At 71.3% G+C, this 26,457-nt stretch carries 29 protein-coding genes, 1 tRNA gene and 1 pseudogene; 17 read left to right on the top strand and 14 right to left on the bottom strand.

The annotated features are described in order from the left end of the window. The first annotated feature begins 124 nt into the window (after positions 1-124). Positions 125-613, top strand: coding sequence for an immunity 26/phosphotriesterase HocA family protein (locus L2C96_RS17640; protein WP_237336995.1), 489 nt, complete (start codon positions 125-127; stop codon positions 611-613). A gap of 103 nt (positions 614-716) precedes the next feature. Here the strand turns inward: L2C96_RS17640 and L2C96_RS17635 are convergent, their stop codons facing one another. From L2C96_RS17635 to L2C96_RS17625, 3 genes are all read right to left on the bottom strand, one after another. Further along, entirely contained in the window at positions 717-2,240 is a 1,524-nt protein-coding gene (locus tag L2C96_RS17635) for a hypothetical protein (protein WP_237336994.1), read from the bottom strand. 150 nt (positions 2,241-2,390) lie between these two features. Continuing rightward, positions 2,391-3,695, bottom strand: coding sequence for a site-specific integrase (locus tag L2C96_RS17630; RefSeq protein WP_237336993.1), 1,305 nt, complete (start codon positions 3,693-3,695; stop codon positions 2,391-2,393). 69 nt (positions 3,696-3,764) lie between these two features. Next, positions 3,765-3,838: transfer RNA gene (locus L2C96_RS17625), tRNA-Ile, on the bottom strand. Positions 3,839-4,098: 260 nt separating this feature from the next. Here L2C96_RS17625 and L2C96_RS17620 point away from each other — a divergent pair. Together L2C96_RS17620 and L2C96_RS17615 are read left to right on the top strand one after the other, a co-directional pair. Next, entirely contained in the window at positions 4,099-5,871 is a 1,773-nt protein-coding gene (locus L2C96_RS17620) for a bifunctional homocysteine S-methyltransferase/methylenetetrahydrofolate reductase (RefSeq protein WP_237336992.1), read from the top strand. Between the two features lie 24 nt (positions 5,872-5,895). Further along, entirely contained in the window at positions 5,896-7,041 is a 1,146-nt protein-coding gene (locus L2C96_RS17615; protein ID WP_237336991.1) for a serine hydrolase domain-containing protein, read from the top strand. Here the strand turns inward: L2C96_RS17615 and L2C96_RS17610 are convergent. Then, on the bottom strand, positions 7,020-8,234 hold the full coding sequence (locus L2C96_RS17610) for an amidohydrolase family protein (protein WP_237336990.1): 1,215 nt from the start codon (positions 8,232-8,234) through the stop codon (positions 7,020-7,022). The genes L2C96_RS17615 and L2C96_RS17610 overlap by 22 nt on opposite strands. A 36-nt stretch (positions 8,235-8,270) precedes the next feature. On the opposite strand from L2C96_RS17610, the gene L2C96_RS17605 reads away from it, so the two are divergent. Beyond that, a complete protein-coding gene (locus tag L2C96_RS17605) occupies positions 8,271-9,164 on the top strand; it encodes a phosphatase PAP2 family protein (protein ID WP_237336989.1) in 894 nt (297 codons plus the stop codon). Here L2C96_RS17605 and L2C96_RS17600 read toward each other — a convergent pair. Then, entirely contained in the window at positions 9,161-9,922 is a 762-nt protein-coding gene (locus L2C96_RS17600) for an SDR family oxidoreductase (protein ID WP_237336988.1), read from the bottom strand. The two genes, L2C96_RS17605 and L2C96_RS17600, sit on opposite strands and share 4 nt — an antisense overlap. A gap of 100 nt (positions 9,923-10,022) precedes the next feature. On the opposite strand from L2C96_RS17600, the gene L2C96_RS17595 reads away from it, so the two are divergent. Further along, positions 10,023-10,868, top strand: a complete 846-nt coding sequence (locus L2C96_RS17595) for a helix-turn-helix transcriptional regulator (RefSeq protein WP_020418696.1) — start codon at positions 10,023-10,025, stop codon at positions 10,866-10,868. A gap of 1 nt (position 10,869) precedes the next feature. Here the strand turns inward: L2C96_RS17595 and L2C96_RS17590 are convergent, their stop codons facing one another. After that, entirely contained in the window at positions 10,870-11,541 is a 672-nt protein-coding gene (locus L2C96_RS17590) for an alpha/beta fold hydrolase (protein ID WP_237336987.1), read from the bottom strand. On the opposite strand from L2C96_RS17590, the gene L2C96_RS17585 reads away from it, so the two are divergent. Next, positions 11,437-11,745: a TetR family transcriptional regulator C-terminal domain-containing protein gene (locus tag L2C96_RS17585; protein WP_237337094.1), complete on the top strand. Its 309-nt coding sequence runs from the start codon at positions 11,437-11,439 to the stop codon at positions 11,743-11,745. The genes L2C96_RS17590 and L2C96_RS17585 overlap by 105 nt on opposite strands. A 14-nt stretch (positions 11,746-11,759) precedes the next feature. Here the strand turns inward: L2C96_RS17585 and L2C96_RS17580 are convergent, their stop codons facing one another. The 4 genes from L2C96_RS17580 to L2C96_RS17565 are packed head-to-tail and all read right to left on the bottom strand — an operon-like array spanning position 11,760 to position 15,353. Further along, positions 11,760-12,896: a sulfotransferase family protein gene (locus tag L2C96_RS17580; RefSeq protein ID WP_237336986.1), complete on the bottom strand. Its 1,137-nt coding sequence runs from the start codon at positions 12,894-12,896 to the stop codon at positions 11,760-11,762. A 13-nt stretch (positions 12,897-12,909) separates the two neighbouring features. Continuing rightward, positions 12,910-13,686 (bottom strand): SDR family oxidoreductase, encoded by a 777-nt coding sequence (locus L2C96_RS17575; protein ID WP_237336985.1) that lies wholly within the window; start codon positions 13,684-13,686, stop codon positions 12,910-12,912. After that, entirely contained in the window at positions 13,686-14,852 is a 1,167-nt protein-coding gene (locus L2C96_RS17570; protein ID WP_237336984.1) for a hypothetical protein, read from the bottom strand. Before L2C96_RS17570 ends, L2C96_RS17575 begins: the two co-directional genes overlap by 1 nt. A 21-nt stretch (positions 14,853-14,873) precedes the next feature. Beyond that, positions 14,874-15,353: a nuclear transport factor 2 family protein gene (locus L2C96_RS17565; protein ID WP_237336983.1), complete on the bottom strand. Its 480-nt coding sequence runs from the start codon at positions 15,351-15,353 to the stop codon at positions 14,874-14,876. A 57-nt stretch (positions 15,354-15,410) separates the two neighbouring features. On the opposite strand from L2C96_RS17565, the gene cysD reads away from it, so the two are divergent. Genes cysD through L2C96_RS17550 form a run of 3 tightly spaced genes read left to right on the top strand, consistent with a single transcriptional unit; the run spans position 15,411 to position 18,636 of the window. Then, a complete protein-coding gene (cysD, locus tag L2C96_RS17560; RefSeq protein ID WP_020418703.1) occupies positions 15,411-16,322 on the top strand; it encodes a sulfate adenylyltransferase subunit CysD in 912 nt (303 codons plus the stop codon). Continuing rightward, the gene (gene cysC, locus L2C96_RS17555) at positions 16,322-18,154 is read left to right on the top strand and encodes an adenylyl-sulfate kinase (protein ID WP_237336982.1); all 1,833 of its coding nucleotides are present in this window, start codon (positions 16,322-16,324) and stop codon (positions 18,152-18,154) included. Before cysD ends, cysC begins: the two co-directional genes overlap by 1 nt. 20 nt (positions 18,155-18,174) lie before the next feature. After that, positions 18,175-18,636, top strand: a complete 462-nt coding sequence (locus tag L2C96_RS17550) for a pyridoxamine 5'-phosphate oxidase family protein (protein ID WP_235716144.1) — start codon at positions 18,175-18,177, stop codon at positions 18,634-18,636. Between the two features lie 3 nt (positions 18,637-18,639). Here L2C96_RS17550 and L2C96_RS17545 read toward each other — a convergent pair whose 3' ends face one another. Next, positions 18,640-19,428 carry a tyrosine-protein phosphatase gene (locus L2C96_RS17545; protein ID WP_237336981.1) on the bottom strand — a complete coding sequence of 263 codons (789 nt, stop codon included), beginning with the start codon at positions 19,426-19,428 and terminating at the stop codon, positions 18,640-18,642. 12 nt (positions 19,429-19,440) lie between these two features. Then, positions 19,441-20,127 (bottom strand): rhomboid-like protein, encoded by a 687-nt coding sequence (locus L2C96_RS17540; protein ID WP_237336980.1) that lies wholly within the window; start codon positions 20,125-20,127, stop codon positions 19,441-19,443. A 35-nt stretch (positions 20,128-20,162) separates the two neighbouring features. Between L2C96_RS17540 and L2C96_RS45505 the strand changes: the two genes are divergently transcribed. The 4 genes and pseudogenes from L2C96_RS45505 to L2C96_RS17520 form a co-directional block, all read left to right on the top strand. Continuing rightward, on the top strand, positions 20,163-20,540 hold the full coding sequence (locus L2C96_RS45505; protein ID WP_425550241.1) for a CysS/YqeB C-terminal domain-containing protein: 378 nt from the start codon (positions 20,163-20,165) through the stop codon (positions 20,538-20,540). 9 nt (positions 20,541-20,549) lie between these two features. After that, entirely contained in the window at positions 20,550-21,563 is a 1,014-nt protein-coding gene (locus L2C96_RS17530; protein WP_237336978.1) for an aminotransferase class V-fold PLP-dependent enzyme, read from the top strand. Positions 21,564-21,596: 33 nt separating this feature from the next. Beyond that, entirely contained in the window at positions 21,597-22,232 is a 636-nt protein-coding gene (locus L2C96_RS17525; protein WP_020418709.1) for a hypothetical protein, read from the top strand. Between the two features lie 27 nt (positions 22,233-22,259). After that, positions 22,260-22,460 (top strand): annotated as a pseudogene (locus tag L2C96_RS17520) (helix-turn-helix domain-containing protein); the annotation flags it as partial. On the opposite strand, the gene L2C96_RS17515 reads toward L2C96_RS17520, so the two are convergent. Then, entirely contained in the window at positions 22,457-23,029 is a 573-nt protein-coding gene (locus L2C96_RS17515; RefSeq protein ID WP_237336977.1) for a hypothetical protein, read from the bottom strand. The pseudogene L2C96_RS17520 and the gene L2C96_RS17515 overlap by 4 nt on opposite strands. 68 nt (positions 23,030-23,097) lie before the next feature. Beyond that, positions 23,098-24,030: a ferritin-like domain-containing protein gene (locus L2C96_RS17510; protein ID WP_237336976.1), complete on the bottom strand. Its 933-nt coding sequence runs from the start codon at positions 24,028-24,030 to the stop codon at positions 23,098-23,100. Between the two features lie 107 nt (positions 24,031-24,137). Here L2C96_RS17510 and rimP point away from each other — a divergent pair, with 107 nt between their 5' ends. The 4 genes from rimP to L2C96_RS17490 all read left to right on the top strand — a co-directional run. Then, entirely contained in the window at positions 24,138-24,671 is a 534-nt protein-coding gene (rimP, locus tag L2C96_RS17505; protein WP_027935973.1) for a ribosome maturation factor RimP, read from the top strand. Continuing rightward, a complete protein-coding gene (gene nusA / locus L2C96_RS17500; RefSeq protein ID WP_020418714.1) occupies positions 24,668-25,690 on the top strand; it encodes a transcription termination factor NusA in 1,023 nt (340 codons plus the stop codon). Before rimP ends, nusA begins: the two co-directional genes overlap by 4 nt. Further along, a complete protein-coding gene (locus L2C96_RS45090; protein WP_308191160.1) occupies positions 25,687-26,088 on the top strand; it encodes a YlxR family protein in 402 nt (133 codons plus the stop codon). The genes nusA and L2C96_RS45090 overlap by 4 nt, the downstream gene beginning before the upstream one ends. Positions 26,089-26,166: 78 nt before the next feature. After that, a partial coding sequence (locus tag L2C96_RS17490; RefSeq protein ID WP_237336975.1) for a translation initiation factor IF-2 N-terminal domain-containing protein occupies positions 26,167-26,457 on the top strand: 291 nt, incomplete at its 3' end.

The following is a 26,457-nucleotide window of genomic DNA, read 5'->3' as shown; positions in this document are numbered from 1 at the left end:
GACAGCCCGGCGAGGAGCATGCGGTGGCAAAGGCCGGCGCCGTCGAGGTGTCGGCAACTGGTCTGCAGGCCGACCGGTGACCGCCGGACGCTACCGTTGCGGCAGCTGATCGAAGGAGCGTTGCGTGGGCTTGCTCGAGACCAATATCCGCATCCTGAAGCCGTCTCGGAAGCGTCTGCAGCCCGGTGATGTGTTCGCTGTGCAGATGCCGGACGGTCTGTACTCGTTCGGACGCGTGATCAAGACCGACGTGCCCATCCACGCCATGACCGGCAACATCCTGATTTATGTGTTCAAGACCCGCTCGGAGAGCACGGACGTGCCTCGTCGCGAGCTGCTTCGTCCCGACCAGCTGCTGATGCCGCCGCTGCTGATCAACCGGCTGCCGTGGTCCCGTGGCTACTTCGAACACCTCGGGAACCTTCCACTCGAAGTCGGCGAGGTGCTGCCGGTTCACTGTTTCTGGAGCTTCAGCCGCAAAGTCCATTACGACGACTCGGGCGCTGTTCTCTCGGAGCCAGTCGAGCCGGTGGGGACCCATGCACTCAGCAGCTTCCGCACCTTCGACGACAGGCTCAGTGATGCTCTCGGCGTGCCGCGAGCACCGGAATAGCCGGGTTAGACCACCTCGGCCCTCAAAGCACACAGTGTCAAAGTACTGGCGACTACATGAGGACAGTCGGCTAGCGGACCTGCGGGTAGCGGAGCACGGCCAATCAGGTGCCAAGGCTCGGATCGAAACGTCGTAGAAGCTCCGGAAAAGTCACGAGGCGTAGCAAATACAGGTAGGCGAGATCGGAAATATCCGGCGGTATGTTGGCATCATGGACAAGAAGTAACACTTGGTCTCTGGGAGAGCCTCCTGAGCCTCTTCCGCCGAATCCGTGACCCGCGTTTCGTAGTACCCTCAACCACTGCGCTACCGCCTTCTCCTTTGTCACCTGCTCTGTTCCGCCTTTCTTGTCGGGAAGAATGATATTTCCATCTGTGGACATGCGCGCTTTGAGGAAAAAGCCATCTTGAAGGTCCCGTAGGGCTTGTATGCCAGCTCGTGCGCGCGGAAGTAGCAGTTTGGCGACATTTGCGGGAAGTTCAGCTTCGATTATTTTCAAAGTCTCCTCTGCTCTGGACAGTTTGCACATTTCAGCGAAGCTGAGCAACTTCATTCCCTCAAGTGTGTCTAGAGTGTCCATCAGCATGATCCGTGTTGCATGCGGGTCGCGCTCGAGAGACGAAATCGACTGTATGTTGCGGAAGAGTTGCTCCAGGCTGAGCATTCGTTCAAACTGCACCCTTGGCTCGAACTGATCGTGTGCGTTCCGGAAGTTGCATGGGTCGGTGATCTCGGTAAAGAGAAGATTCAGGCGGTCGACCCACCAGTGCATCGTCTCCTCGATGTCACGCTTGTCGACTTTCGTTCGGGTCTTCTTGGAGAGCCCTTTTGAATGGAAGTGCTGCAGGGGTTCCGTTGCATGGGCGTGCTTTCCTGGGACCTCTTTTCCGAAAGTGTAGATAATCACTCCGCCCGCGCGTGTTGCAGGTATGCCCCATACCCACGGGCTCAGGGAGAGGAGTAGAGGAGAAAGATACGACTGAAGTCCCACGACGGTGTCATTGTAGAGTCCGAACGAACTGCGGAACTCGTGACCATCCGGTGGCTTCTGCTTGAACATTGCCGGGTTTTCTTCTGTCTGTAGCAAAACTCTTGGGACTGCAAACCGGTGATGGAGCATCGTGTCAAGCTTGAGTAGCCATGCGACGGAGTTCGGGAGCTGCTTAAATAATCCTTCCTTCATTATTTCCCGAATAAGGTCGGGAAGATCATTTTCGTGGGAAGCGGTAGTCGTCAGTGTTAGCTGTGCGAGGAACGCTCCGATACCCGAATCCATTCGGGCGATCCTCTCAAACTCGTCGTTGATTTGCTCGGGAGGTAAAGAGATGAACTGTGAGTGCGCAGGCAACGTCTTCAGTTCCGAGAAACTCCCCTTGGAGTCGACGTTACCGCTATGAGCAAGCTTCTTGAGCTCCACCAACCGAGCTGCCTTGTGGCGCTTACGCTCGACGAGTCGTACCCGCCACGTATCCGGATCCTCTGTACCTTCAAGATGCCAGCCGAGGTGGGCGGCGAGGTCCTGGAAGTTTCCGCCCCACAGCCAGGTGGGCAGCTGGACCAGCGCGCTGCGCTGAGCAAGCTTCTTTGCCGCCTCCTGACGTGTGCTCCCAGTCGGTCGTTTCTCCATGATGGAAGAATCGCAGATTCCCGGGAGGCGTTGCACAGGTTTCAACGTTCTGGCCAGTACTGAGCGGCAACCGGGCGGCAAGGTGCGCCAGTCGCCACGCAAAAGTGCAGGTCAGGGCTGGTTCGATTGTCCCTCTGTAAAGCAGATGGCCTAGGGGCGCCGTTTCGGCATTCGGGAACCAAGGACTTCAGCGGCCTTACGGTCGGCGGCGGCGACCCAGGCGGCGTAGACGCGCAGGGTCGTAGCACCGCCGCCGCCGTGGCCGAGGCGGCCGGCGACGGTTCGGAGGTCGACTCCGGCGGTGAGGAGTTCGGTGGCGGAGTAGTGCCGTAGGGCGTGGATGTGGGTGTCGATGCCGAGGCGGGTTGCCATCTTCTTGTAGCGGCTGGAGACGGCATCGGGGGAGTAGGGCTCGTTCAGGTCGGAGCCGCGGGTGCTGGTGAAGACGAACGAGTTCTCCGACCACTTGGCGCCAAGTTCGTGGCAGCGTTGCTGCATGCGGGCCTTGTGCTCGCGCAGGAGCACGATCGTTTCGGTGTCGAGGGCGATGCGGCGCATCTGGTGGGTCTTGGTGTCCTTCTCCTGGCCCACGCCGCGGAGCTTTGTGTAGCTGCGGCGGATCTCGATGATTCCTTCGTCGAGGTCGACGCGGGACCAGCGGAGGGCGCAGGCTTCGCCGCGGCGGATGCCGGTGGTCATGACGAGCCAGACGAGGGTGCCCCAGTCTTCGTCGAGCGCGAAGGCCTTCTCGACGAGGCGGGCAGCCTCGGCGGGTGAGGGCGGGTCGGGCTGTGGAGCTGTCTGGCGCGGACGCTGGGCGATCTGCGCCGGGTTCGTGCTGATCCACTCCCAGCGGACGGCGGCGTTGAGGACGCCGCTGATGATCGAGTGGATCTGACGCACGCTGGAGTTGGCCATGCCGCTGCACTTGTGCGGCTTGCACTTCGCGACCTTGCAGTCATGGTCACCCTCGAGCTTGTGCTCGATGTAGGGGCGGCCGTCGCAGCGGACGCGGCAGCGGCGGAGTTCGGCGTAGAAGGTTTCGAGGGCGCGGGCCGTGAGTTTGTTGACCGCGATCTTGCCGAGGGCGGGCTTGATCGTGCGGTTGATGTAGCCCACGTACCCGTGCCGGGTGGTGGCCTCGATATCGGCGGTCTTGAGCCACTCGTCGATCGCGTAGGACAGCGTGACCGAGGAGTCGGGGCCGCGCTGGCGGTCGACCTGAGCCTGCAAGCGCGTCATGACCTTCTGCGCCTGGCGGTGTGCGGCCTTGTCGGTGCCCTTGACCGTCTCGGTGAGGTAGCTCTGCCGCCCGGTCACCGGGTCGATGCCGGCGTAGACGCGGACCTGAAGGGACTTGCCGCGCTGGCGGATGTTGCCGCGCTTGCGGTTGTCGCCCTTGGCTGTCGGCTCGCTCATGAACGCAAGCGTGGGTCGGGGCCGCGGAAGTGTCAATGGACAGAGTCATGGACAAGCCGCGACACGATGATCAACCAACGAGCCATAACGCCTGGTCAGAACCGGTGGGCCGGGCGGGGCTCGAACCCGCGGCCAAGGGATTATGAGTCCCCTGCTCTAACCAGCTGAGCTACCGGCCCCAGGCGGGCGCACACAGCCGCGCCCGCACCCATCCAAGGGTGAACGACAACATATCGCACACCGACCGGCCACCACCGCGGTGGGCGGGTCACCCGGACGGCCCAGTGGTGGTGCACCTGCGGTGTCGAACCGGTCGATGTGCCCGTTTCAGCGCCTAGGATGGGTGCATGGCGGGCGGCGCGGTGCTCTGGTGGGGGTGCGGCGCCGGCCGGATCCTCGTGCACGTGCACGCCCGGAGGTAACGGCGCCGGGAGGGTACGTGAGAGGTCGGTTCGCGGAGCAGCTGTCCGAGCGGGTTCTGGTGTTCGACGGGGCCATGGGCACCGTCCTGCACGTGGCGGGCAATTCGCTGGACCGGGCCTTGCCGGAACTCAACCTCTCGAACCCGGAGCTCGTCAGCACCATCCACGAGAGCTACGTGGCCGCGGGCGCGGACGTGCTCCTCACCAACACCTTCGGCGCGAACCGGCTGCGGCTGGCCGAGCACGGGTGCTCCGTCAGCGCCCGCGACATCAACCTCGCCGCCGTGCGACTCGCCCGGCAGGCTCGTCGCGGGGTGCACCGGACCATCTTCGTCGCCGGGTCCGTCTCCCCGGCGGTGTCCTCGTCCGCGCGGGCCGGCGTCCGCGCGGACGAGCGCGCCGAGGTCGTGCGTGAACAGGTCCAGGCCCTCGTCGACGGCGGCGTCGACCTGCTGGTCCTGGAGACCTTCGGCCACCTCGACGAACTGGTCGAAGCCATCACGGTCGCCGCGGAGGTCACCGACCTCCCGATCGTCGCCCAGGCCACCTTCACCAGCGACGGCCTCACCCCGGCCGGCGAGACGCCCCGCGAGGTCGTCAAGACCCTCACCGGCCTCCCGGTCACCGCGGTCGGCGCCAACTGCACCGTCGGCCCCCAGCACATGCTCGCGATCCTCGACGAACTCCGCGACGCCGGCGACCTGCCGGTGGGCGTGCACCCCAACGCGGGCATGCCGCGGCGCACCGGGCGGCGCTTCACCTACCCGGTCGCCCGCGCGCACTTCGGGCGGTACGCGCGGCGCTTCGCCGAGCACGGCGCCGCCATGATCGGCGGCTGCTGCGGCACCACACCCGGCCACATCCGCGAGGTCGTCGCCCGCCTGGCCGACCTGCGGCCCCGCCAGGCCAGCCCCGTCACGGCCGTGCCCAAGCCGCGCCCGGCGCCGCCGCAGAGCCCGCTCGCCCGCCGCCTCGCCCGGCCCGGCTTCGTGCTCGCCGCGCAGGTCACCCCGCACGGCGAACCGGAGGACGTGGAGCGGGTCCGCGGCGCCGACCTGGCGCTGGTGCGCGGCAACTTCGGCGAAGCGCTCCGCCTGGAACGCGAGGCGGGCGTCGACACGATCACCACCGTCACCGCCTGGGACCGGTCCCTCGCGGCGCTGCAGGCGGACCTGCTCGGCGCCCACGCGTTCGGCCTGCGCACGGTGGTGTGCGAGACCGGAACGCCGGCACCGCTGGGCGACTACCCGGGCGCCGACGGCATCTGGGAGGTCGACTCGGTCGGCCTGATCGGGCTGCTCGCCGGCCTCAACTCCGGCCGCGACCACACCGGCCTCACCCTGGCCACCCGCACCGCCTTCCACATCGGCGCGCGCGTCAACCCCGGCGCGGAGGACCAGGACGCCGAACTGTCCCGCACCAAGGCGAAGATCGCCGCGGGCGCGCAGTTCCTCATCACGCGGCCGGTCTACGAGCTGGAGGGCCTGTCCCGGATGGTCGCCGAACTGTCCGGAGTGGACATCCCGGTGCTGGTGGCGATCGCGCCGCTGTCCGGCTTCGCCGAAGCAGAGTACCTGGCCTACGAGGTCCCGGACGTGACCATCCCGCCGCGGGCACTGTCCGAACTGGAGGCTGCCGGGGAGCGGGAGGCCGAGGTCGGGCTGGCGCTCGCCGCGGAGCTGCTCGACGGGGCGCGCGACCTGGTCCGCGGCGCCGTGGTGGTCGCCGACGAGCACCCCGGTAAGATCGAATCGCTTCTGCGGCAAGAGAAATCGGCGCTTCAGCTCTGACCGGTCGCGGTGTACCCTCGCTCGATGGCACTGTCGCGCAGGACGGTCCTGAAGCTGGGGGCACTCGGCACAGCCGGGTGCACGGTCCTCACGGGCCGCGCGGTGGCCGGTGAATCACCACCCGTCGAGCGAGCCCTGCGCGAGGCGATGCGCGAACTGCAAGGCGCGCCAGGTGGTCCGCCCGCTGTCACCGTCGCGTTCAGACGGAGCCACGGCACGGCCTTCCACAGCGTCGGCGTGTCCGATGTGGCGACGGGCCGGAAACCCCGGCCCGACGACCACATGCGCGTCGCGAGCGTGGCGAAGGCGTTCAGCGCCGCGACCGCGCTGTCCCTGGTGAGCCGCCGCCGGCTGGGGCTCGACGACACGGTCGGGCGGCGGCTGGACGGTTTCCCCCCGCAGTGGTCGGGGGTGACCCTCCGTCAGTTGCTCGGCCACACCAGCGGGATCCCGGACTTCAGCCGGTCACAGCGGTTCCGCGACGCGCTGCTGGCGTCCCTGCAGGACCCGCCGCCCCCGCGCGACCTGCTCGGCTACCTCGACGACCCCGGTCTGCTGTTCACGCCCGGCACCCGGTACGCCTACTCCAACTCGGACAACATCCTCGTCGCGCTGATGTGCGAGGCCGCGGCGGGCGCGCGCTACGAGGACCTGCTGCGGCGGCACGTCACGCAGCCGCTGGGGCTCCACCGCACCAGCCTGCCGCGGGGCTCCGCGCTGCCCGAACCGCACCTGCACGGCTACGACGGCGCCGAGGACGTGACCCGGCTCGTCGCCGCGGGCTGGAGCTGGGCCTCCGGCGGGGTGGTGTCCACACCGGCCGATCTGGCGCGCTTCATCGGCGGCTACCGGGCGCTCCTGCACCCGGCGGTGCGCGCCGCGCAGCTCACGTTCCGGCCGGGCGGTTCGGAACCGCCGGGGCCGGGTGTCAACGCGGCCGGACTCGGCATCTTCCGCTACGACACGCGGTACGGCCGCGTCTACGGGCACACCGGCAACACCCCGGGCTACACCCAGTTCGCCGCGGCCACCCTGGACGGCCGCCGGGCCGTCGCCGTCAGTGCCACCGCGCAGATCACGCCGGACAGCGACCCCGCGCTGTTCGGGCGGTTGCGCGGGATCTACGAACTCGCCGTCGGCGCGCTCCTTCACACCAGCGCGAGGTCGTGAGCGACCACCCGCCCGGCGTGGACCACCGTGCGGTGCGGCAACCGGTCCTGCACCGCGGCCGCGGGCGCCTCACCGTCGAGCAGCACCAGGTCCGCCGGGTCGCCCACCGCGACTCCGGGGCGGTCCCGCACGTCCCGCAGCCGCGGCAGCGACGGATCGAGCACCGTCGCGCCGCCCCAGGTGCCCACGGCCAGCGCGTGCTCGACGAGGTGGTCGTTGCGGAACCCGTTGGTGAACGCCAGCTGCCAGGTCCGGTCGAGCAGATCCGCGTTGCCGTAGGGGGACCAGTAGTCGCGCTGCCCGTCGTCGCCGAGGCCGACGCGCAGGCCGGCTTCGGTGAGCCGCTGCAGCGGGAGCGTGCCGCGGCCCGGCGGCGCGACGGTGGCGACCGAGATGTCCAGCTCGGCCATCTCGGCCAGCACCTCGTCCAGCCGCGGCGACGGGGTGTGGGCGAGGGTGAAGGCGTGCGAGATGGTGACCCGGCCGCGCAGGTCCAGCGCGCGGGTCCGCTCGATGATCAGGCCGAGGCTGAACAGGCCCAGCTCGCCGGGTTCGTGCAGGTGGACGTCCACCGGCACCCCGTACCGGTCGGCGAGCCCGAACACGATGTCCAGGTGCCGCACCGGGTCGCCGTCCACGCCGCACGGGTCGATGCCGCCCATCACGCCGGCGCCCTCGCGCAGCGCGGCCTCCATCAGGTCCGGGACGCCCGGTTCGCGCAACAGCCCGGCCTGCGGGAAGGCGATGATCTCGACCTCGGCCCGGCCGGCGTGCGCCTCCCGCGCGGCGACGACGGCTTCCAGGCGTTCCAGCTCGCAGTCCGCGTCGACCTGGGCGTAGCCGCGGACGCGGGTGACGCCGTGCGCGATGAGCAGGCCGAGCATGTGCGTGGACCGCTCGCGCATCGGCACGTCGCCCTCGCGCCAGTGGGCGCGGTCGTGCAGCATGTTCGCCCACACCCCGCCGGGGGAGTCGTTGGGCCGCCACGGCAGGCCCAGCCGGGTGGAGTCCAGGTGGACGTGCACGTCGGAGAACGAGGGGAGGAGCAACCGGCCCTCGCCCGCCAGCTGCGGCACGCCCTCCGGTGCGGGGCCGCCGGCCGCGGTCACCGCCGCGATCCGGCCGTCGCGGATTTCCACATCGGACAGGGGGCCGCCCCACGGGCGCACGCCCGTCACGTACAGGTCGTTCACCTGGTCAGCATCGCACGACAGGCGCGGAGGACCGGCTTGATCCATTCTGAGCGGGTGGTGGTGGACGACGAGGTGGTCGGGCAGACCGCCGGTGTTTCGTCGCGGCGGTGGCTGGTGATCGCCGCCGTGGCGGCCGCGCTGACGGTGGCGGTCTACCTGCTGGCCGTGTGGACGGCGAGTGGACAGGCGCTGGAGAACGCCGCGCTGCGGGGCGCCGACCAGGCGGACGCGGCCGAGTCGGGGCAGGCGTGGCAGGCGCTCGACGAGATCACGGTCTACTCGCTGGCCGGGGCGACGCTGCTCATCGCGCTGACGGGCGCGCTCCGCCGCCGCTGGGACCTCGCGGTCGCGGCGGTCGGGGTGATCGTGCTCGGCCAGGTGGTCGTGCAGGTGCTGAAGCGGTTCGTGCTGGTCCGGCCCGCGCTGGTGCCGGTGACGGGCGACTTCGGCCACAACAGCCTGCCCAGTGGCCACACCACGATCGCCATGACCGTCTTGTTCGCGGCCGTGATCGTCGCGCCGTACCGCTGGCGCGGCGTGGTGATGCTGGTCGTGCTGCCGTGGGCGGTGGGCATCGGCCAGTACACGCTCACCGCGAAGTGGCACCGGCTCTCCGACACCCTCGCCGCCGACGCGATCGCCCTCGCGCTGGCGGCGCTGGCGTCGTGGTGGCTCGCGCGGCGCGGCGCGGTGCACCCGTACGAGGGAAACCGCCGGCTCGGCCGGGTGGTCATCGGTGCCTTCGCGGTGCTCGCCGCCCTGGCCGGCCTGACCCTCGGCGCCATCCTGTGGGGTGTCCCGCTGGCGCGCGAGGGCCTGGCCGGGGCGGACGAGTGGGTGATCTACCTGGGCGCCGGATCGTTCGCCTCCGCCGGGTCGATCGTCGCGGCGCTGGTGTTCCTGCTGTCCTGGCGACGCCTGGCCACTTAGTGCTTGCCGTGCGGGTCCGCGGCGTTGAGGGTGGCCACGACCTGGTCGTAGTCGCCGCGGGCCTCGCCGTAGCGGAGGAACTTCACGTTCTCCACCTGGATCTCCTTGGCGTCCGGCTGCGTCTCGAACAGCTTGACCACCTCGTCGGCGAAGTCGTCGAGCGGCATGGCGAACTCGCTCTCCTCCTGGCCGGGCAGCAGGGCGGTCCGCACCGACGGCGGCTCCAGCTCGACGACCTTGACGGAGGTGTCCGCGAGCTGCAGCCGCAGCGACTCGCTGAGCATGTGGATGGCGGCCTTGCTCGCGTTGTAGCTCGGCGTGGCCTTGAGCGGGGCGAACGCCAGGCCCGAGGACACGGTCACGATGGTCGCGTCGGGCTTGCTCCTGAGGTGTTCGACGAACGCGGCGATGAGCCGGATCGGGCCGAGCACGTTCGTCGTCACGGTCTCCTCGGCCGAGGCCAGGAAGCCCTCCGGGCGGTGCCAGTCCTCGACGCGCATGATGCCGGACATCGCGATGATCACGTTGAGGTCGGGGTGCTTGCCGATGACCTCGTCGGCCGCGGCGCGGATGCTGTCGGCGTCGGCGGTGTCGATGCGCACGGTGTCGAACCCCTCGGCGGCGAGCGAGTCGAGCAGTTCGGTGCGGCGGCCGCCGACGATGACGGTGTTGCCCTTGGCCCGCAGGCGCCGCGCGAGGGCGAGGCCGATGCCGCTGGTGGAACCCGGGATGAAGATGGTGTTTCCGCTGATGTTCATGTTCCCGAGTCTGGCCGGGCGCGACGGGGCGGTGAAGAGATCGCTCATCGGGGGATCGGCGGTCCCTGGTTCGCCCCGCCCCGGGGCGGATACTGGGGGTATGGAGCGTGAAGAGCTGGCGGCGTTCCTGCGCAGCCGCCGCGAACAGCTGCGGCCGGAGGACGTCGGGCTGCCCGCCGGGCCGCGCCGCCGGGCGGCGGGTCTGCGGCGGGAGGAGGTCGCGGCCCTGGCGGCGATGTCGACCGACTACTACACGCGGCTGGAGCAGCAGCGTGGCCCGCAGCCGAGCGAGCAGATGCTGGCCGCGCTCGCCCGCGCGCTGCGTCTGACCGCCACCGAGCGCGACTACCTGTTCCGCATCGCCGGCCGCAACGCACCCACACCGGTGGTGGCGGCGGCGCACGTGGCGCCCGCGCTGCAGCGCGTCCTGGACCGGCTGTCGGACACGCCGGCGCTGATCCTGTCGAACCTCGGCGAGGTGCTGGTGCAGAACAGCATGGCCGACGCCCTCTACGGCGACCGGTCGCACCTGACGGGCTGGGCGCGCAGCGAGATCTACCGCTGGTTCACCGACCCCGCGGAGCGCCGGATCTACCCGGAGCACGACCGGGGGCGCCAGGGCCGGGCCCTCGTGGCGGGCCTGCGGGCGGCGCTCGGGTCGATGGGGCCGCAGTCCCGGGCAGGCGAGCTGGTGCGGGTGCTGACGAAGGCCAGCCCGGAGTTCGCGGAGCTGTGGGAACGGCACGAGGTGGCCAAGCGGTTCGTGGACCACAAGGTGCTCGTGCACCCCCAGCTGGGCGACATCGAGGTGGACTGCCAGGTGCTGTTCACCGAGGACCAGTCGCAGATGCTGCTGGTGCTGACGGCGCCGCCACGCACCGAGGCGGCGGAGAAGCTGCAGCTGCTGGGCGTGGTCGGCACGGAACGGTTCGACAGCGTTCGCTAGATCAGGCGAAGCGCTCGGGTGACTCACGTCGTTGCTCGAGCTCGGCGAGGAACTCCAGCACCCGGGCGTTGACCTCGTCGGCCGATTCGCCCGCGATCGCGTGGGTGGTCGCTGGCCACAGCTCGACCCGGGCGTCCGGCAGCAGCTCCCGCGCGCGGGTGGCCGCGCGCCGGCCGTCGTGGATGACGCTGCGGGCCGCGATGAGTGCGAGGACGGGGACGGTCAGGCCGCGCAGTCGCGCGTCGGTGAACAGCGCAGGAGTGGGCAGCGCGATCCGGTAGGTCCGCATGCCCTCGTCGATCACCGTGGCCACGGGGTCGTCCTCGGCCACTTCGGCGCCGCCGGAGATCCAGGCCAGGAAGGCGGGGACGAGCGTGAGGGCGGTGCGCACGAGCAGGGGGACCGGGAACGGGGCGAAGGTCCGCACCGGGTCGATCAGGGGCAGCGAGGCGAGCCGGTCCGGTGCGCGCACGGCCAAGTCGGCTGCGAGCCACCCGCCGAAGGAGTAGCCGACGAGGTGGACGTCGCGCAGGCCCAGCGTGGCGAGCACGGTGCCGAGCCACGCGGCCTGGTCGTCGGCGTCGCGGATGGGCGCGGTCTGCTCGCTGCGTCCCGGCTCACCGATCAGGCGCTGAAGGACCCGGAGATCGCCGAGCGGTTCCGCCTCGGTCACGCGCAACTCCGCGACGCCGTCTCCGCCATGATCACCGCCGGCCAGGCCGACGGCGACCTGCACGCGGACCTGGACCCGATCCGGGAAGCCGACCTGCTGCTGGCCCTCGTCACCGGTCTCGGCGACGCGGTCCTGCTGGGGCACCGGACGCCGGCGGAGGTGATCTCGCTCGTGGATCACCACCTGTCCCGCCTGACGCCGTGACGGCGGCAGCAGCCTCAGGCGAAGCGCTCCCGCACCTCCTCCGCCGTCAGGCCGAACTCCTCCAGGGTGTAGCGGTGCGAGGGGCGGCCCGCGCCGGTGGTGCTCTCCTCGTACACCGCGCGCATCGCCGACTCCGCGGCGGTCGTGAAGGGCAACCCGAAGTGCTCGTAGACCGACGCGACCACCGCCAGCGGGTCGGCCACGAAGTCGGCGTAGTCGACGTCGCAGAACTGCGCCGGGTCGTGCTTGGCCCGTTCCCGCTTGAACGTCGCCGCCCCGCGGGACCACAGCTCCAGCTGCGACCGGCCGACCACCGGACCCTCGAACACCGTCGACCAGCCCGCCGACGCCTGCTGGTTCAGGCTGCACACCGACGCGATGATCGTCTCCGGCGCGCGGTGCGTCTGGATCACCAGCGCGTCCGGGTAGACCGCGAGCAGCGCGTCCAGCGCGAACAGGTGCGACGGGTTCTTCAGCACCCACCGCTTGTCCCGGTCCGGCAGCCCGATCAGCTGCAGGTTGCGCCGGTGCCGTGCGTACGCGTCGGTCCAGTCCTGCGCCGCCAGCCACTCCGAGTACGTCGGCACGTGGGCCAGGCACTCGTACGACACCGACTTCGCCGACTGCCGCAGCAGCTGCCAGCACTCCTCGACCTGCTCGGCGGAGCTGTGGTGCACCCCGAGGAACTCCGGGTGCTCGACGTGGTGCTTTTCGTACCCGGCCTGGATGCCCTGGAACACCGGGTTGTCCGCCCACGTCTCCCGCGGCGGCCGCGGCTGCGGCACCTCGGCCAGCCACACCTCCAGCCCCTGGTGCGCCGGATCGGCGGTGAGCAGCCGATGCAGGGCCGTGGTCCCGGTGCGGGGCAGCCCGGTGACGAAGATCGGCCGCTCGAGGCGCACCTCGGCGTACTCGGGAAAACGCTTCCACGCCTCCTCGCTGAGCAGCCGCGCCACCAGCGCCTGCCGCAGGAACGCGCGCTTGATCTTGTTCCCGAACGGGGTCAGCCCGGCGTCCCGCGCGTAGGACTCCAGCAGCACGGCCAGGCCCTCGCGGTACTCGTCGCCCCCGAAGTCGCTCAATCCGCAAAACCGGGTCGCGGAGGCGTGCAGGTCGTCGACCGTGCCGACGCTGTCGCGTCCGATGCTCATCGCCGGAGCCTCCTCAGTGGTGGTATTCGCCGCAGTTGACGTCCAGGCACTGCCCGGTGATCGCCCGCGCCATCGGCGAGGCCAGGAAGATCACGGCGTCGGCGATCTCGTCGGGTTCGGGCAGCCGGCGCAGGTCGATGGTCGAGGCGGTTTCGGCGTACACCTCGTCGCGCGTGATCCCGCGCTTCTCGGCGAGGTAGCCGAAGTACCACTTCAGCGAGTCCGCCCAGATGTAGCCGGGCGCCACCGAGTTGACCCGGATGCCGCGCGGCCCCAGCTCGGTCGCCAGGCTCTGCGCGAGCGCGAGCAGGCTCGCCTTCGCCATCTTGTACGGCCCGTACGGCTGCCGCGAGTGCCGCAGCACCGCCGAATTGATCACTACCACCGAGCCGCCCGCGGACTCCAGCGCGGGCAGGAACAGCCGGGTCAGCCGCAGCGCCGCGATCGAGCTCGCCTCGAACCCCGCGCGCACCCCGTCCAGGTCCACGTCGGCCAGGTTCGTCATCGGCGGGATCGCGAACGCGTTGTGCACCAGCGCGTCCACCCGGCCAAAAGTGTCCACAGTGGCCTCGACGAGCCGCTGGGCGTCGGTCTCGCTGGTGATGTCCGTCGGCACCGAGATCGTGCGGCGGCCCAGCTCGTCGATCTCCTTGGCGACCTCCGCCAGCCGGGACTCGGTGCGCGCCGCGAGCACCACGTCCGCGCCTGCCTTCGCGCTCTCCACCGCGATCGACCGGCCCAGCCCCGGCCCGACCCCGGACACCACGACCACCTTGTCGCGCAACAACATCAGCCCAGCATCCTCGCGGCCGTGGCGGCCTGCCGGGCCGCGATCCGGGTGGACCACTCCGCGGGGGTCACCGTCGCCTGGTCGTAGTAGGCCAGCCGGTCCGGCAGCTCGGCCACCGGCACGATCTCGACCTCCGGCCCGTCGTCCGGTTTCAGGTCGCGCGACAGCCGCTGCCACCGGATCTGCACGTACCCCCGCCGGTGACCGGTGCGCTCCAGCCAGTTCGCCACGCCGGGATCGCGCTCGCTGATGACAAACCGCATCTTCCTGTCCGGGTCCACCCGCGCCTGGTCCGCGGTCAGGCTCGTCTGGTGGTTGGCGTAGTCCAGCGAGATGTACCACATGCTGCCCAGCTGGATGCCCTGGTACGGCGCGTCCGCGCAGCGCGGCACGGTCACCACCATCGCCTGGTCGTCGTCGAGGTCGTAGTGCCCGACCGAGGAGAACTGCGTGCTCAGCCCGCCCGGCGTGGCGCGCGGCTCGGTCATCGTGTTGACCGGCAGGTCGAGGTAGAACCACTTCGGGAAGGCGAGGAAGGTGTTCAGCCGGGACAGCAGGATCTTGCCCGCGACGCCGTACCGCTTGGCGAGCGTGTCCCGCGACAGCGGCGGCGGAGCCTGCCCTTCGGCGCCGACGCGGTGGATGCGCACCATCCCCGGGCGCTCGGCGGCCCAGTCGCTGAACACCTCACGCACGATCAGCATCGCCGAGCCCGGCCCGAGCGGAAAGCGGTTGCGGCCGCTCAGCCCGGGGCCGAACCGGATCTCGAACCGGCCGTCGTCGTCGATGTCGAAGGCGCGGTCGTCGAACGCGGTGAGGCTGTCCGGCACCTCGACGGGGGAGTAGTTGCCGTTCAGCACCTGGAAACTCAGGTCGGCGGTGGTGCCGCGCTGCCCGGTGACCACGTACTCGGCGTCGTCACGCAGGTAGGAGTGGAAGTACAGGGTGTCCGGGTTGTCCAGGCCCATCTTCGTGTACGGGCCGGTGGAGCGGACGAAGAACGGGAAGTCCTTCTCGTACGCCCAGGCCATCTGCAGCGAGGCGCGGATGCTGCCGGCCAGGTAGTCCAGACCCTCGACCAGATCTTGTTCACCCGCGATGTGCGGGGCTTCGCGGATGATCTTCTCGGCCTCGGCGAGGGCTTCGGCGAACGGCTGCGTGAGCACCGGCGACTCCTGGAACGTGTTCTAAGCGGACGGGACGGCCCACCGGTTCGCGGTGAGCTGGAAGCTCTTCAGGTCCGCCAGCGACAGCATCGCCTCGTAGGTGCGGACGTACCCGGTGTGCGAGATCCGCCAGACGCCGTCGGCCTCGCGCCGGTAGCGGTCGGAGTAGAACGCGGCGCCGATGATCGCGACGTTGTGCTGGGTGGCGATCACCTGGTCCTGGAACGCCCAGGTGCCGGTGGCGGTGTCGCCGTCGACGTCGATCTCCGGCTGCGTGGCCAGGTGCACCGTGATGATCTCGGGCACCAGGCGCTCGCGCAGGAAGCCCACGATCGCGTCGCGGCCGGACAGGCGGATCGGGTCGCCGTAGGTGGGGGTGCCGTAGTCGGCGGTGGCGTCTTCGGTGAAGGTCCCGCCGATCTCGTCCCAGCGCTTCAGGTCGACGCAGCGCAGGTACGCGTGCTTGGTCCGGCGGATCGCCTCGATCGCGGCAAGGTCCATGCGCCCAGCATGCTCGCCCGGTTGACCGCTGGCAAGAACGTGTTCTAATTTTTCCGGGTGACCACGGTCTACGAGCTGTCCCACCTCGACCTGCTCGAGGCGGAGTCGGTGCACATCTTCCGCGAGGTGGCGGCCACCTTCGAGCACCCGGTGCTGCTCTTCTCCGGCGGCAAGGACTCGGTGGTCATGCTCGCGCTGGCCGCCAAGGCGTTCTGGCCCGCGCCGCTGCCGTTCGGCGTGCTGCACGTCGACACCGGCCACAACTTCGACGAGGTGATCGAGTTCCGGGACCGGGTGGTGGACCGGATGGGCCTGCGGCTGCACGTCGCCCGCGTGCAGGACGACATCGACGCCGGCCGCGTCACCGAGGACACCGGCCCGCGCGCCTCCCGCAACCGGTTGCAGACCGTCACGCTGCTGCGGGCGATCCGCGAGGGCGGGTTCGACGCGGTGTTCGGCGGCGCCCGCCGCGACGAGGAAAAGGCGCGCGCCAAGGAACGCGTTTTCAGCTTCCGCGACGAGTTCGGCCAGTGGGATCCGCGCAACCAGCGGCCGGAGCTGTGGAACCTCTACAACGGGCGGCACCGGCGCGGCGAGCACATCCGCGTGTTCCCGCTGTCCAACTGGACCGAGCTGGACATCTGGTCCTACATCGCGGCCGAGCGCATCGAGCTGCCGCCGATCTACTACGCGCACCGCCGCCCGGTGGTGCAGCGCGACGGGATGTTGCTGGCGCACACCAGGTTCCTGCGGCTGCTCGACGGCGAGGAGCCGTACGAGGCGACCGTGCGGTTCCGCACCGTCGGGGACGCCACCTGCACCGGCTGCGTGAACAGCACCGCAAGCACGGCCGACGAAGTGGTCGCCGAAGTCGCCGCGACGCGCGTCACCGAGCGCGGCGCGACCCGCGCGGACGACCGGATCTCCGAGGCAGGCATGGAGGACCGCAAGAAGGAGGGCTACTTCTGATGCCCCAGCTCCTGCGCCTGGCCACGGCCGGCAGCGTGGACGACGGCAAGTCCACGCTCATCGGGCGGCTGCTGTTCGACTCCAAGTCCCTGTTCACCGACCAGCTCGCCGCGGTGGAGCGGGCGAGCAGGCAGCGCGGCGAGGACTACCCGAACCTCGCGCTGCTCACCGACGGCCTGCGCGCCGAACGCGAGCAGGGCATCACGATCGACGTGGCCTACCGCTACTTCGCCACACCGCGGCGGAAGTTCGTCATCGCCGACACGCCGGGCCACATCCAGTACACCCGCAACATGGTCACCGGAGCGTCCACAGCGGACCTCGCGCTCGTCCTGGTGGACGCGCGCAAGGGCGTGCTGCAGCAGTCCCGGCGGCACGCGTTCCTGGCTTCCCTGCTGGGAATCCCGCACCTGGTGCTGTGCGTGAACAAGATGGACCTGGTGGGCTGGTCGCGGGAGCGGTTCGACGAGATCCGCGAGGACTTCCGCCGGTTCGCGATGAAGCTGGACGTCACCGACCTGTCCTTCATCCCGGTGTCCGCGCTGCACGGCGACAACGTGGTGCACGGCTCGGCGAGCATGCCGTGGTACGAGGGGACATCACTGCTGCACCACCTGGAGGAGGTGCACGTCGCCTCCGACCGCAACCTGATCGACGCGCGGCTGCCCGTGCAGTACGTGATCCGCCAGGGCGGCCGGGACTTCCGCGGCTACGCGGGAACCGTGGCGGGCGGGGTGTTCAAGCCCGGCGACGAGGTGGTCGTGCTGCCGTCCGGGTTGTCCAGCCGGGTGGCGGCGATCTGGGGGCCGGGTGGGATGCCGGTCACCGAGGCGTTCCCGCCGCAGGCCGTGACGGTGCAGCTGACCGGGGAACTGGACGTCGGCCGCGGCGACTTGATCTGCCGCCCGGCGAACCGGCCGCACACCGGGCAGGACCTGGACGCGATGGTGTGCTGGCTCGCCGAGGCCGGTTCGCTGACGCCCGGCGCGACGTACACGATCCGGCACACCACGGCGGAGACGACGGCGGCGGTGCAGAAGCTGGACTACCGCCTCGACGTGGACACGCTGCACCGCGACGAGACCGCGAAAGCGCTTGCGCTAAACGAGATCGGGCGCGTGCAGCTGCGCACCCGCAAGCCGTTGCTGTTCGACCCGTACCGGCGCAACCGGGCCACCGGCAGCTTCATCCTGGTCGACGACACCACCGGGAACACCGTCGCGGCCGGCATGATCACCGGTCCCGCGCTGCCCGCGTCGCGCGTGGTGTGGCACGCGGCCGCGGTGGGCCGGGAGGAACGTGCCACGCGCGGGCTGACGGTGTGGCTGACCGGGCTGTCGGCGTCGGGGAAGTCGACCATCGCGGTCGAGCTGGAGCGGCGGCTGGTCGCGGCGGGGCGTCCGGCGTACCTGCTGGACGGGGACAACCTGCGGCACGGGCTCAACGCCGACCTCGGGTTCAGCGCCGAGGACCGGGCCGAGAACGTGCGGCGCGTCGGGGAGGTGGCGCGCCTGTTCGCCGATGCCGGTGTGGTGGCGGTGGCGTCGCTGATCAGCCCCTACCGGGCGGACCGGGACCGCGTGCGGGAGGTGCACGAGCGGGCCGGGCTGCCGTTCCTGGAGGTGTTCGTGGACACGCCGCTGGAGGTGTGCGAGGCGCGGGACCCGAAGGGGATGTACGCGAAGGCGCGGGCCGGGGAGATCCGCGGGTTCACCGGCGTCGACGACCCCTACGAGGCGCCGGTCTCACCGGACCTGGTGCTGCGGCCGGACGATCCCGATCCGGCCGCGCGGATCCTGACCCTGCTGAACCGGAGTGCGCTGTGGGAGTGAACCAGCGGGCGGAGATCCGCATGACCGAGGCGGAGATCGCGGAGTTCGTGGCGGCGAGCCGGACGGCGACGATCGCGACCCTGGGCGCGGACGGCACACCGCACCTGGTCGCGATGTGGTTCGCCGTGCTGGACGGGACGATCTGGCTGGAGACGAAGGCCAAGTCGCAGAAGGCGGTCAACCTGCGCCGCGACCCGCGCATCACGGTGCTGGTGGAGGACGGCCTGACCTACGACGCGCTGCGTGGCGTGTCGATCGAGGGTCGCGGCGTGATCAGCGAGGACCCGGACGAGATCTGGGCCGTCGGGGTCAACGTGTTCGAGCGCTACTACGGGCCGTACTCGGCGGAGCTGCGGCCCGCGGTGGAGATGATGCTGAACAAGCGGGTGGTGGTGCGGGTCGACCCGGTGCGGGTGCGCTCGTGGGACCACCGCAAGCTCGGGCTGGACCCGATGCCGCTCGGCGGATCGACCGCGCCGTAGCCCTCAGCCGAGCAGCTTGCCGCGCAGCTCGGCCCCGTCGGCCGCGTCGAAGCCGTGCGCGTCCAGCCACCTTACCGCGCCTCCGTAACGCCGGTCGACCTCGCCGAGGAACAGCGACATCGTCTCCGGCTTGGGGCGGTGGTCGTCGTCGTCCGGGCGCTTGTCCAGGTCCGGCGCGTAGGTGGGGGAGGCGCGCAGCCGGTCCAGGATCGCGCGGATCCGCTCGCCGCTGGCGGCGTAGTCGGCGACCACCGCGTCCCGCCGCACACCGGCGACCGTCAGCGCGAACGCGGTCACCACGCCGGTCCGGTCCTTGCCCGCCGCGCAGTGCACCAGCGCCGCGCCCGGGGCGCCGGCGATCGTGCGCAGCGCGCCGACGATGCTCTCCGGCCGGTCCTCCAGGTATCCCAGGTACAGCGCGGTCATCACGTCGTCGGGGAACCGCTCGATCGTCCGCTGCCGCCGCTTCAGGTACAGGGCGTCACTGATGTCGTCGGCCGTCGCGTCGGTGGTGCCGCCGCTTTCCGGCAGGACCGAGTAGTGGTGGTGCCGCACCGACTCGACGTTCGTCAGCGGCCCCGGGCCCTCCTTGGTCACCTCGGGGGTGCCGCGCAGGTCGACCACCGTCGTCAGGCCGAAGTCCTCGACCAGGACCTTGATGTCGCGTGGCGTGAGCCCCTGCAGGTTGTCCGACCGCAGCAGCCGCCGCTCCGCGACCGCGCCGCCGTCCTCGGTGGGCAGCCCGCCGACGTCGCGCGCGTTGACCGCGCCCTCCAGTTCGAGCCAGTGCATGGCCCCCATCGTTCACCGCGCCGCCGATCCAGCCAAGGGCCGCGCGCAGTCGCCGGGGCCGGCGGGCGCGGGGAGCGTGCCGGTGACCCCGCGCCGCCCCAGCCACCGCCACCAGCCCAGCATCCCGATGTGCAGCGCGATCAGGTGCCCGGCGAACGTGACGATCCCGCCCAGCGTCCCCGGCCCGTCTATGAGGTAGATCACGACGATCCCGGCTTCGATCGCGGGGACCGCCCACATCCGGAACCGCCGCGCCAGCACCGGCACGAGCGCGCCGGCGGTGGCGAAAAACCCGTAGCTGACCCCGATGTCGAGCCACCGGCCGTCGGTGGCGGGCAGCAACCCCTCGGCCAGCGCCCACATCACCGGCAGCTCGGTCGCCAGCGTCGCGAGCACGTGCCCGCTCGCGAAGACCGCGCACGTCCACCCCGCGCCGATCCGGCGCTCCAGCGGGGCGACGGCGAACGTGAAGATGATCACGTACACGAGCCAGCCGTCGTCGCCGAGCCACAGCGCGCTGCTGACCAGGCTCATCACCGGCCGGTGCCACAGGTTGTGCGCGTCGGTGCTGGCCAGCTCCAGCAGGCGCGCCGAGACCGTCTCGCCGAGCAGGTGCTGCAGCGCGGTGGTGGCCAGCAGCACCACCAGGTACCAGAACGTGAACGGGGTGCTCACGGGGCTGGGCAGCAACCTGGTCACGTTCGCAGTTTTCCCGCGCCCGCTGTGAAAACACTGTGACCACCCGTCCGGGTCACCGTCCGCCGAGCAGCAGTTCGACCTGCTCCACGAGGAGCGGGGCCTCGGCGGCGACGTCGAGGGTGCCCTGTTCGAGGTGGCTGGTCGCGGGCGGCGCCGCGAGGCCGACATCGGCGCATGCGACCCGGACGAACCGGCCCTCGACCGACGGCGGCCCGGACCTGCCCTCCGAGGCGCACGACCTGCTCCGACGCCGCGAGCGCGCCCTGCGCGACGTGAGCTCGGCGCCGCGGCGGAGCCGCGGGACCGGGCGCGGGACGTCGGCGTCGTCGGGCGGGAGCGGGGCTCGCGGCACCCGCGGCCATGGCGGCCGGTCTCGCCGAAAACGCGGTGACCGCCCAGCGGAGGTCGGTTAGCGTCCGGGCATGCGCACAGCCTTCGGAGCCGAGTTCGACGTCCCCGCCGGATACCTCAACACCCCGAGCATCGGGATCCCGCCCGCGGCGGTGGCCGACGCGGTGGCGGCGTCCGTCGAGGCCTGGCGCGCCGGGGCCCACCAGCCCGGCGACTTCGACCCGCTCGTCGCGCGGGCCCGGGAGTCCTTCGCGCGGCTCGTCGGCGTGCCCGCGGACCGGATCGCCATCGGCGCCGCCGTGTCGCAGCTGCTCGCGAGCGTCGCGGCCGGGCTGCCCGAGGGCGCCCGCGTGCTGACCGCGGAGGGGGAGTTCACGAGCGCGACGTTCCCGTTCGCCGCCCGCGGCGCGCGCGTCACCGAGGTCCCGGTCGCCGAGCTGCCCGGCGCCGTCCGCGGCCACGACCTGGTGGTGGTGAGCGTCGCGCAGTCCCGGGACGGCGCGGTGGTGGACCTGGACGCGCTGCGTGCGGAGTCCGAAGCCGCGGGCGTCCCGGTCGCCCTCGACACGACCCAGGCCGCCGGCTGGCTGCCGCTGGACCTGGAGTGGGCCGACTGGGTGGTGGCCGCGGGCTACAAGTGGCTGATGTCCCCGCGCGGCTGCGCCTGGCTGGCGGTGCACCCGCGCGCCGCGGAGCGCACCGTGCCCGTCGCCGCGAACTGGTACGCGGGCGAGGACCCGTGGCAGGCCACCTACGGCATGCCGCTGCGCCTGGCCGAGGGGCCGCGCCGGTTCGACGTGTCGCCGGTGTGGTTCGCGCACGCCGGCGCGGCGGTGGCGTTGCCGTACCTGGCTTCGCTGGACCTGACCGCGGTCCGCGCGCACGACGTCAAACTGGCCGACACCCTGCTGACCAGGCTCGGCCTGCCGGAACGGGGCAGCGCGATCGTGGCGCTGGACGCCGATCCGGCGGCCCTCGCCCGTGCCGGGGTGACGGCCAGCGTCCGCGCGGGCCGGGCGCGCGTCGGCTTCCACCTGTACAACACCGAAGACGACGTCGAACGGGTTGTGGACGCGTTGCGGTGAGTCACCCTGACGAGTGAGCTACGGTGTCCCCCCGTGGTTGGTGCGCAGTTCACTCCCGGCCGCGGCGACACCGCGCCGCTGCCCCGGATCCCCGCCGGGCCGCCGTCCCGGCGCGCGGGCGGCCCGCTGCTCAAGGCAGCCGGACTGGTCGCGGTGGCGGTCGTGGCGGGACTCGTGTGGTGGCTGGTCCGCGGCGGCTCCGCGGAGGAGACCCCGCCGGCGGCCCAGTCGCCCGCCAAGGAGTTCCAGTTCGTGGTCAGCGACGGCCCGGTGGCCGCGACCGACTGCGCCGCGAACTCCTACTCGCAGGTGAAGCAGTTCTTCACGCAGCACCCGTGCCAGCGGCTGTCCCGCGCCCTCTACACGACCAGCAGCGGGGCCACCCGGGCGCTGGTGTCGGTCGCGGTGGTCACCATGTCCACCCCGGAGGACGCGCAGCAGCTGAAGAAGCTCGCCGACACCGACGGCACCGGCAACGTGAACGACCTGGTGCGCGACGGCACGGCGAAGATCCCGGGCGCGCCGAAACTCGCCGACGGCGACTACCTGTCCCGCGTCACCGGCGCCTCGGTGACCATCGTGCTGTCCGCCTTCTTCGACGGCCACGCCGACGAGGCCACGCTGCAGCGCATCAGCAAGGAGGCGCTGGACCTCGCGCCGGGCGCCTAGCTGTAGGGATCATGGACGGGGCACAAGTGGCTGCGCCGGTTCCGGGAGGAGGGCGAGGCCGGGCCGGCCGACCGTCCAAGTCGCCCGCACACCTCACCGACCCGAACGTCTGCGGAGGTGGAGCGCAAGGTCCTGCGGGTGCGGCAGGACCGCCGGCCCGGCCCCGCCAGGATCGCCGGAGTCCTGGACGTGCCGGCCTCGACCGTGCACCGCATCCTGGGCGCCTAGCCGGCGTTGCGCAGGTAGGCGACCAGCGAGTCGATCAGCAGGAACGGCGGCTTGCCCAGCGCGGGGATGTCCGGTGACGGCGGGAGCCGCTCGCCCGCGACGACCAGCTCCTTCGAGCTCTGCAGGAACACCGGCTGGTGCCCCTCGTCCAGGACGAACATCACCGCGGTGTGGTCGACCAGCCGGGCGATCGTCGTGCCGGTGATGCCGGGCCGCGAGCCGGTGAACCGGGCGCCGGTGCCGAGGTAGACGCCGCGGCGGCCGGGGTCGGCCTCCCGCCAGCCCTGGTCGGCGCCGGGCACCAGGCGCGGATCGCCGTGGGCGGACTGCTGCTCGCTCAGCGCCCGGCCCTGCACCTGCGGCAACGGCTCGTCGACGAGCGGCTGCGCGACCTCGTACAGCGCGTAGCGGCTGCCGCCGGGCTCGGGCGGGACCAGGAACAGGTGCAGCACGACGAACTCGCCGGGCCGCCCGTGCGGCATCCGGATCAGCTGGCGCAGCAGCAGGCCGCGCAGGCGGGCGGCGCCGTCCCCGGACAGGCCGGCCAGGGTGCGGGTCAGGGTCAGCAAGGGGCGTCCTCGGGCGTCGAACGTGTCCGGGGAAGGTTATGTCGTCACGCGCCGTCGCGCGCCCCCAGTCAGCTTTGGGCGGCCGAGCCGGGCAGCACGATCGCGGTCGGCTGCTCGCCCGCCGCCTCGCGCCAGCGGGTGCCGCGCCGCGCCGAGGCGAGCAGCGCCTTGAGCGCCACGTCCCGCAGCGCCGCGTCGTCGGTCTGCTCCAGCACGCCCCGCCAGGCCGTGGCGGCGTCGGCCTCGGCGGTGGCGACCACGCTCTTCGCCGACGTCGCGTCGGTGACCGGCCGCGGCGGGACGTAGGCGGGCTCGGCCACGCCCGGCTCCACGCCGGCGGCGGTCAGCATCCGCACGCACGCGTCGCGGCGGTCCTGGTGCTCGGCGGTGCCGTCGGCGACCCCCGCGGTGTAGTTGCCCGGCAGGAACGCGCTGACCAGCCCGTAGACCCACAGCGCCGCGTGCTCGGCCGACAGGGCCTGCTGCACCGGCCCGACCGACTCCGGCGGGATCGCCGACGCCGTCGCGGTCACCTGACCCGGCTCGGCGCCCGGCCCCAGCTTGGTGCCGACCTGCTGCAGCCCGGCGCAACCGCCCGCGACGGCGGCCACCAGCCCGGCCCGGTACCGCGGCAGCCCGCCCACCAGGCCCTCGGCCTGCTGCCGGGCGGTGGCCAGCCGCTGCTTCAGCCCCGCCATGCCCTGCTCGGACGGCACGACCACGGCCGGCTGCGACTTCGGCCGGTTGAGCCGGTCCACTTCGGACTGCAGGGCCCGCGCGTGCGCGGTGCGGGCCGCCGAGTACTGGCGCGCCACGTCCGCGTCGGCGGACGAGGACGCGGCCACGGCGTCGGCCGCGGCGGCGTCGGCGCGGGCCTGCTCGGCCAGCAGGGCCAGCGGATCCGGTTCGTCGGAGTAGCCGGTTGCGCACGCGGCGAGGGGCGCGGCCAGTGCCGCCAGGGCGCTCGCCCGCAGGACGTCACGACGGGTACGGGGTCTCACGTGCGCCCATCCTGCCAGGGGACCGGTGACCACGGGCGGTGACCGGGGCCAACAAGATAAGCTTGTCCCTCACCGACCGACAGCACACCAAACAGGAGAGCGCCAAGGTGCCTGGAGAACTCGCCGCCCGGCTCGAGCCGATCGTGGCCGAAGCCGTGTCCGGCGCGGGTTTCGACCTCGACGCGCTCGACGTCCAGCAGGCGGGCCGCCGCAAGCTCGTCAAGGTCGTCGTCGATTCCGACGACGGCGTGGGACTCGACGAGGTCGCCGACGTCAGCCGAGCCGTCTCGGCCGCGCTGGACGAGAACGAGCAGCTGATCGCGGGCGCCTACACGCTCGAAGTGACCTCGCCCGGCGTCGACCGCCCGCTGACCCGCCCCCGCCACTGGCGCCGTTCGCGGTTCCGCCTCGTGCGGATCACGCCGCGGGAGGGCGCCGAGTACGTGGGCCGCGTGGGGCACGCGGGCGAGGACTCGGTGCGGGTGCTGGTGGCCGGTGCGATCCGGGACGTGCCCTACGCCGACGTGGCCAAGGCCGTGATCGAGATCGAGTTCAGGCAACCACCGACCGAGGAGCTGAAGCTGCTCGACCAGGACGCCTCGGAGCACAACGCAGGCGAGCCGGAGGAGGATCCGAAGTGAACGTGGACATCGCGGCCCTGCGCGCGATCGAGCGGGACAAGGACATCCCCTTCGAAACGGTCATCGAGGCCATCGAGACCGCGCTGCTGACGGCCTACAAGCACACCGAGGGGCACCAGCCGCACGCCCGCATCGACATCGACCGCAAGACCGGCGTCGTGCGCGTCCTCGCGCACACGCTGGACGAGAACGGCGACGTCGACGAGGAGTGGGACGACACCCCCGAGGGCTTCGGCCGCATCGCGGCGACCACCGCGCGGCAGGTCATCCTGCAGCGCCTGCGCGACGCCGAGCACGAGAAGACCTACGGCGAGTTCTCCACCCGCGAGGGCGAGATCGTCGCCGGCGTGATCCAGCGCGACGCGCGGGCCAACGCCCGCGGCATGGTGATCGTGCAGGTCGGCGACACCGAGGGGGTGATTCCCCCCGGCGAGCAGGTGGCCGGCGAGCGGTACGAGCACGGCGAGCGCATCAAGGCGTACGTGGTCACCGTGTCGCGCAGCGCCCGCGGCCCGTCGATCACGCTGTCGCGCACCCACCCGAACCTGGTGCGCAGGCTGTTCGCGCTGGAGGTCCCCGAGATCGCCGACGGCACCGTCGAGATCGCCGCGGTCGCCCGCGAGTCCGGGCACCGCACCAAGATCGCCGTCCGGTCCACCGTGCCGGGCGTCAACGCGAAGGGCGCCTGCATCGGCCCGATGGGCCAGCGGGTGCGCAACGTGATGAGCGAGCTCGGGGGTGAGAAGATCGACATCGTCGACTACTCCGAGGATCCGGCTCGCTTCGTCGGGAATGCGCTGAGCCCCGCCAAGGTTGTTTCGGTACGGGTGGTGGACGAGCGTGCGAAGACGGCCCGCGTCGTGGTGCCGGACTTCCAGCTGTCCCTGGCCATCGGCAAGGAGGGCCAGAACGCCCGCCTGGCCGCCCGGCTCACCGGGTGGCGGATCGACATCCGCAGCGACGCGGCCGCCTCCGAGGAGGACGCCACGCCCGCAGCGACAACCGGTTCGGCTGAGTGAGGGGCCAGGAGTTAAACTCGACGGTGGTGCGGAGCTCGCGCTCGGATACCGCACGCTCGAAGCACCGGGGCGACACCCCGGTGCGGACGTGCGTGGGGTGCAAGAAGCGAGCTCCCGTCGGTGAACTACTGCGAGTGGTCGCGCTGGACGGGCGGCTGGTCGCCGACACGCGTCGGCGGCTGCCGGGGCGGGGTGCCTGGTTGCACCCCGGGCCGGACTGCCTGGCCAAGGCCGAGCGGCGGCGGGCGTTCCCCAGGGCCCTGAGGGTCCACGGGACGCTGGACGCGGCGGAGCTGCGCGAGCACCTGGGGCAGGTCACCGGGAAGCATGGACAGGGGAGCGTCCCCGGTCCGGATGGAACGAAGGAAGCAGGTCGACCCGTCATGAGTCAGCCGTGAAGCTGAAGCCATGAACGCGCGACGATAGGACGAGGTCGAGCGGGTTTTGCCGCCCGGCCTCACCAGTTGAGGAGAGCAGTGGCAGGCAAGGCCCGTGTGCACGAGCTCGCGAAGGAGCTCGGGGTTACGAGCAAGGAAGTTCTCGCCAAGCTGAAGGAGCAGGGCGAGTTCGTGAAGTCGGCGTCGTCGACCGTCGAGGCACCCGTTGCCCGGCGGCTGCGTGACGCCTTCGTCACCAAGGACAGCAAGCCCGCCGGCCGGTCCGGCGGCGCCCGGCCGGCACCGCCGGCCGGGAACGGCAACGGCGCGGCGCCCAAGCCCGGCGCGCCGCGTCAGCAGCAGCCGCAGGCGCGCCCGGTCCCGGGCGCC

Source organism: Amycolatopsis tucumanensis (genome assembly GCF_021654135.1).
Classification (GTDB): domain Bacteria; phylum Actinomycetota; class Actinomycetes; order Mycobacteriales; family Pseudonocardiaceae; genus Amycolatopsis_E; species Amycolatopsis_E tucumanensis.
This window is presented reverse-complemented; position numbering and strand designations above follow the sequence as displayed.

Bases quoted from the DNA above. Each gene is read 5' to 3' on its own strand.
- L2C96_RS17635 (WP_237336994.1), bottom strand. From the start codon at position 2,240: ATGGAGAAACGACCGACTGGGAGCACACGTCAGGAGGCGGCAAAGAAG.
- L2C96_RS17615 (WP_237336991.1), top strand. From the start codon at position 5,896: ATGGCACTGTCGCGCAGGACGGTCCTGAAGCTGGGGGCACTCGGCACA.
- L2C96_RS17600 (WP_237336988.1), bottom strand. From the start codon at position 9,922: ATGAACATCAGCGGAAACACCATCTTCATCCCGGGTTCCACCAGCGGC.
- L2C96_RS17595 (WP_020418696.1), top strand. From the start codon at position 10,023: ATGGAGCGTGAAGAGCTGGCGGCGTTCCTGCGCAGCCGCCGCGAACAG.
- L2C96_RS17580 (WP_237336986.1), bottom strand. From the start codon at position 12,896: ATGAGCATCGGACGCGACAGCGTCGGCACGGTCGACGACCTGCACGCC.
- L2C96_RS17575 (WP_237336985.1), bottom strand. From the start codon at position 13,686: ATGTTGTTGCGCGACAAGGTGGTCGTGGTGTCCGGGGTCGGGCCGGGG.
- L2C96_RS17565 (WP_237336983.1), bottom strand. From the start codon at position 15,353: ATGGACCTTGCCGCGATCGAGGCGATCCGCCGGACCAAGCACGCGTAC.
- cysC (WP_237336982.1), top strand. From the start codon at position 16,322: ATGCCCCAGCTCCTGCGCCTGGCCACGGCCGGCAGCGTGGACGACGGC.
- L2C96_RS17550 (WP_235716144.1), top strand. From the start codon at position 18,175: ATGACCGAGGCGGAGATCGCGGAGTTCGTGGCGGCGAGCCGGACGGCG.
- L2C96_RS17545 (WP_237336981.1), bottom strand. From the start codon at position 19,428: ATGCACTGGCTCGAACTGGAGGGCGCGGTCAACGCGCGCGACGTCGGC.
- L2C96_RS17530 (WP_237336978.1), top strand. From the start codon at position 20,550: ATGCGCACAGCCTTCGGAGCCGAGTTCGACGTCCCCGCCGGATACCTC.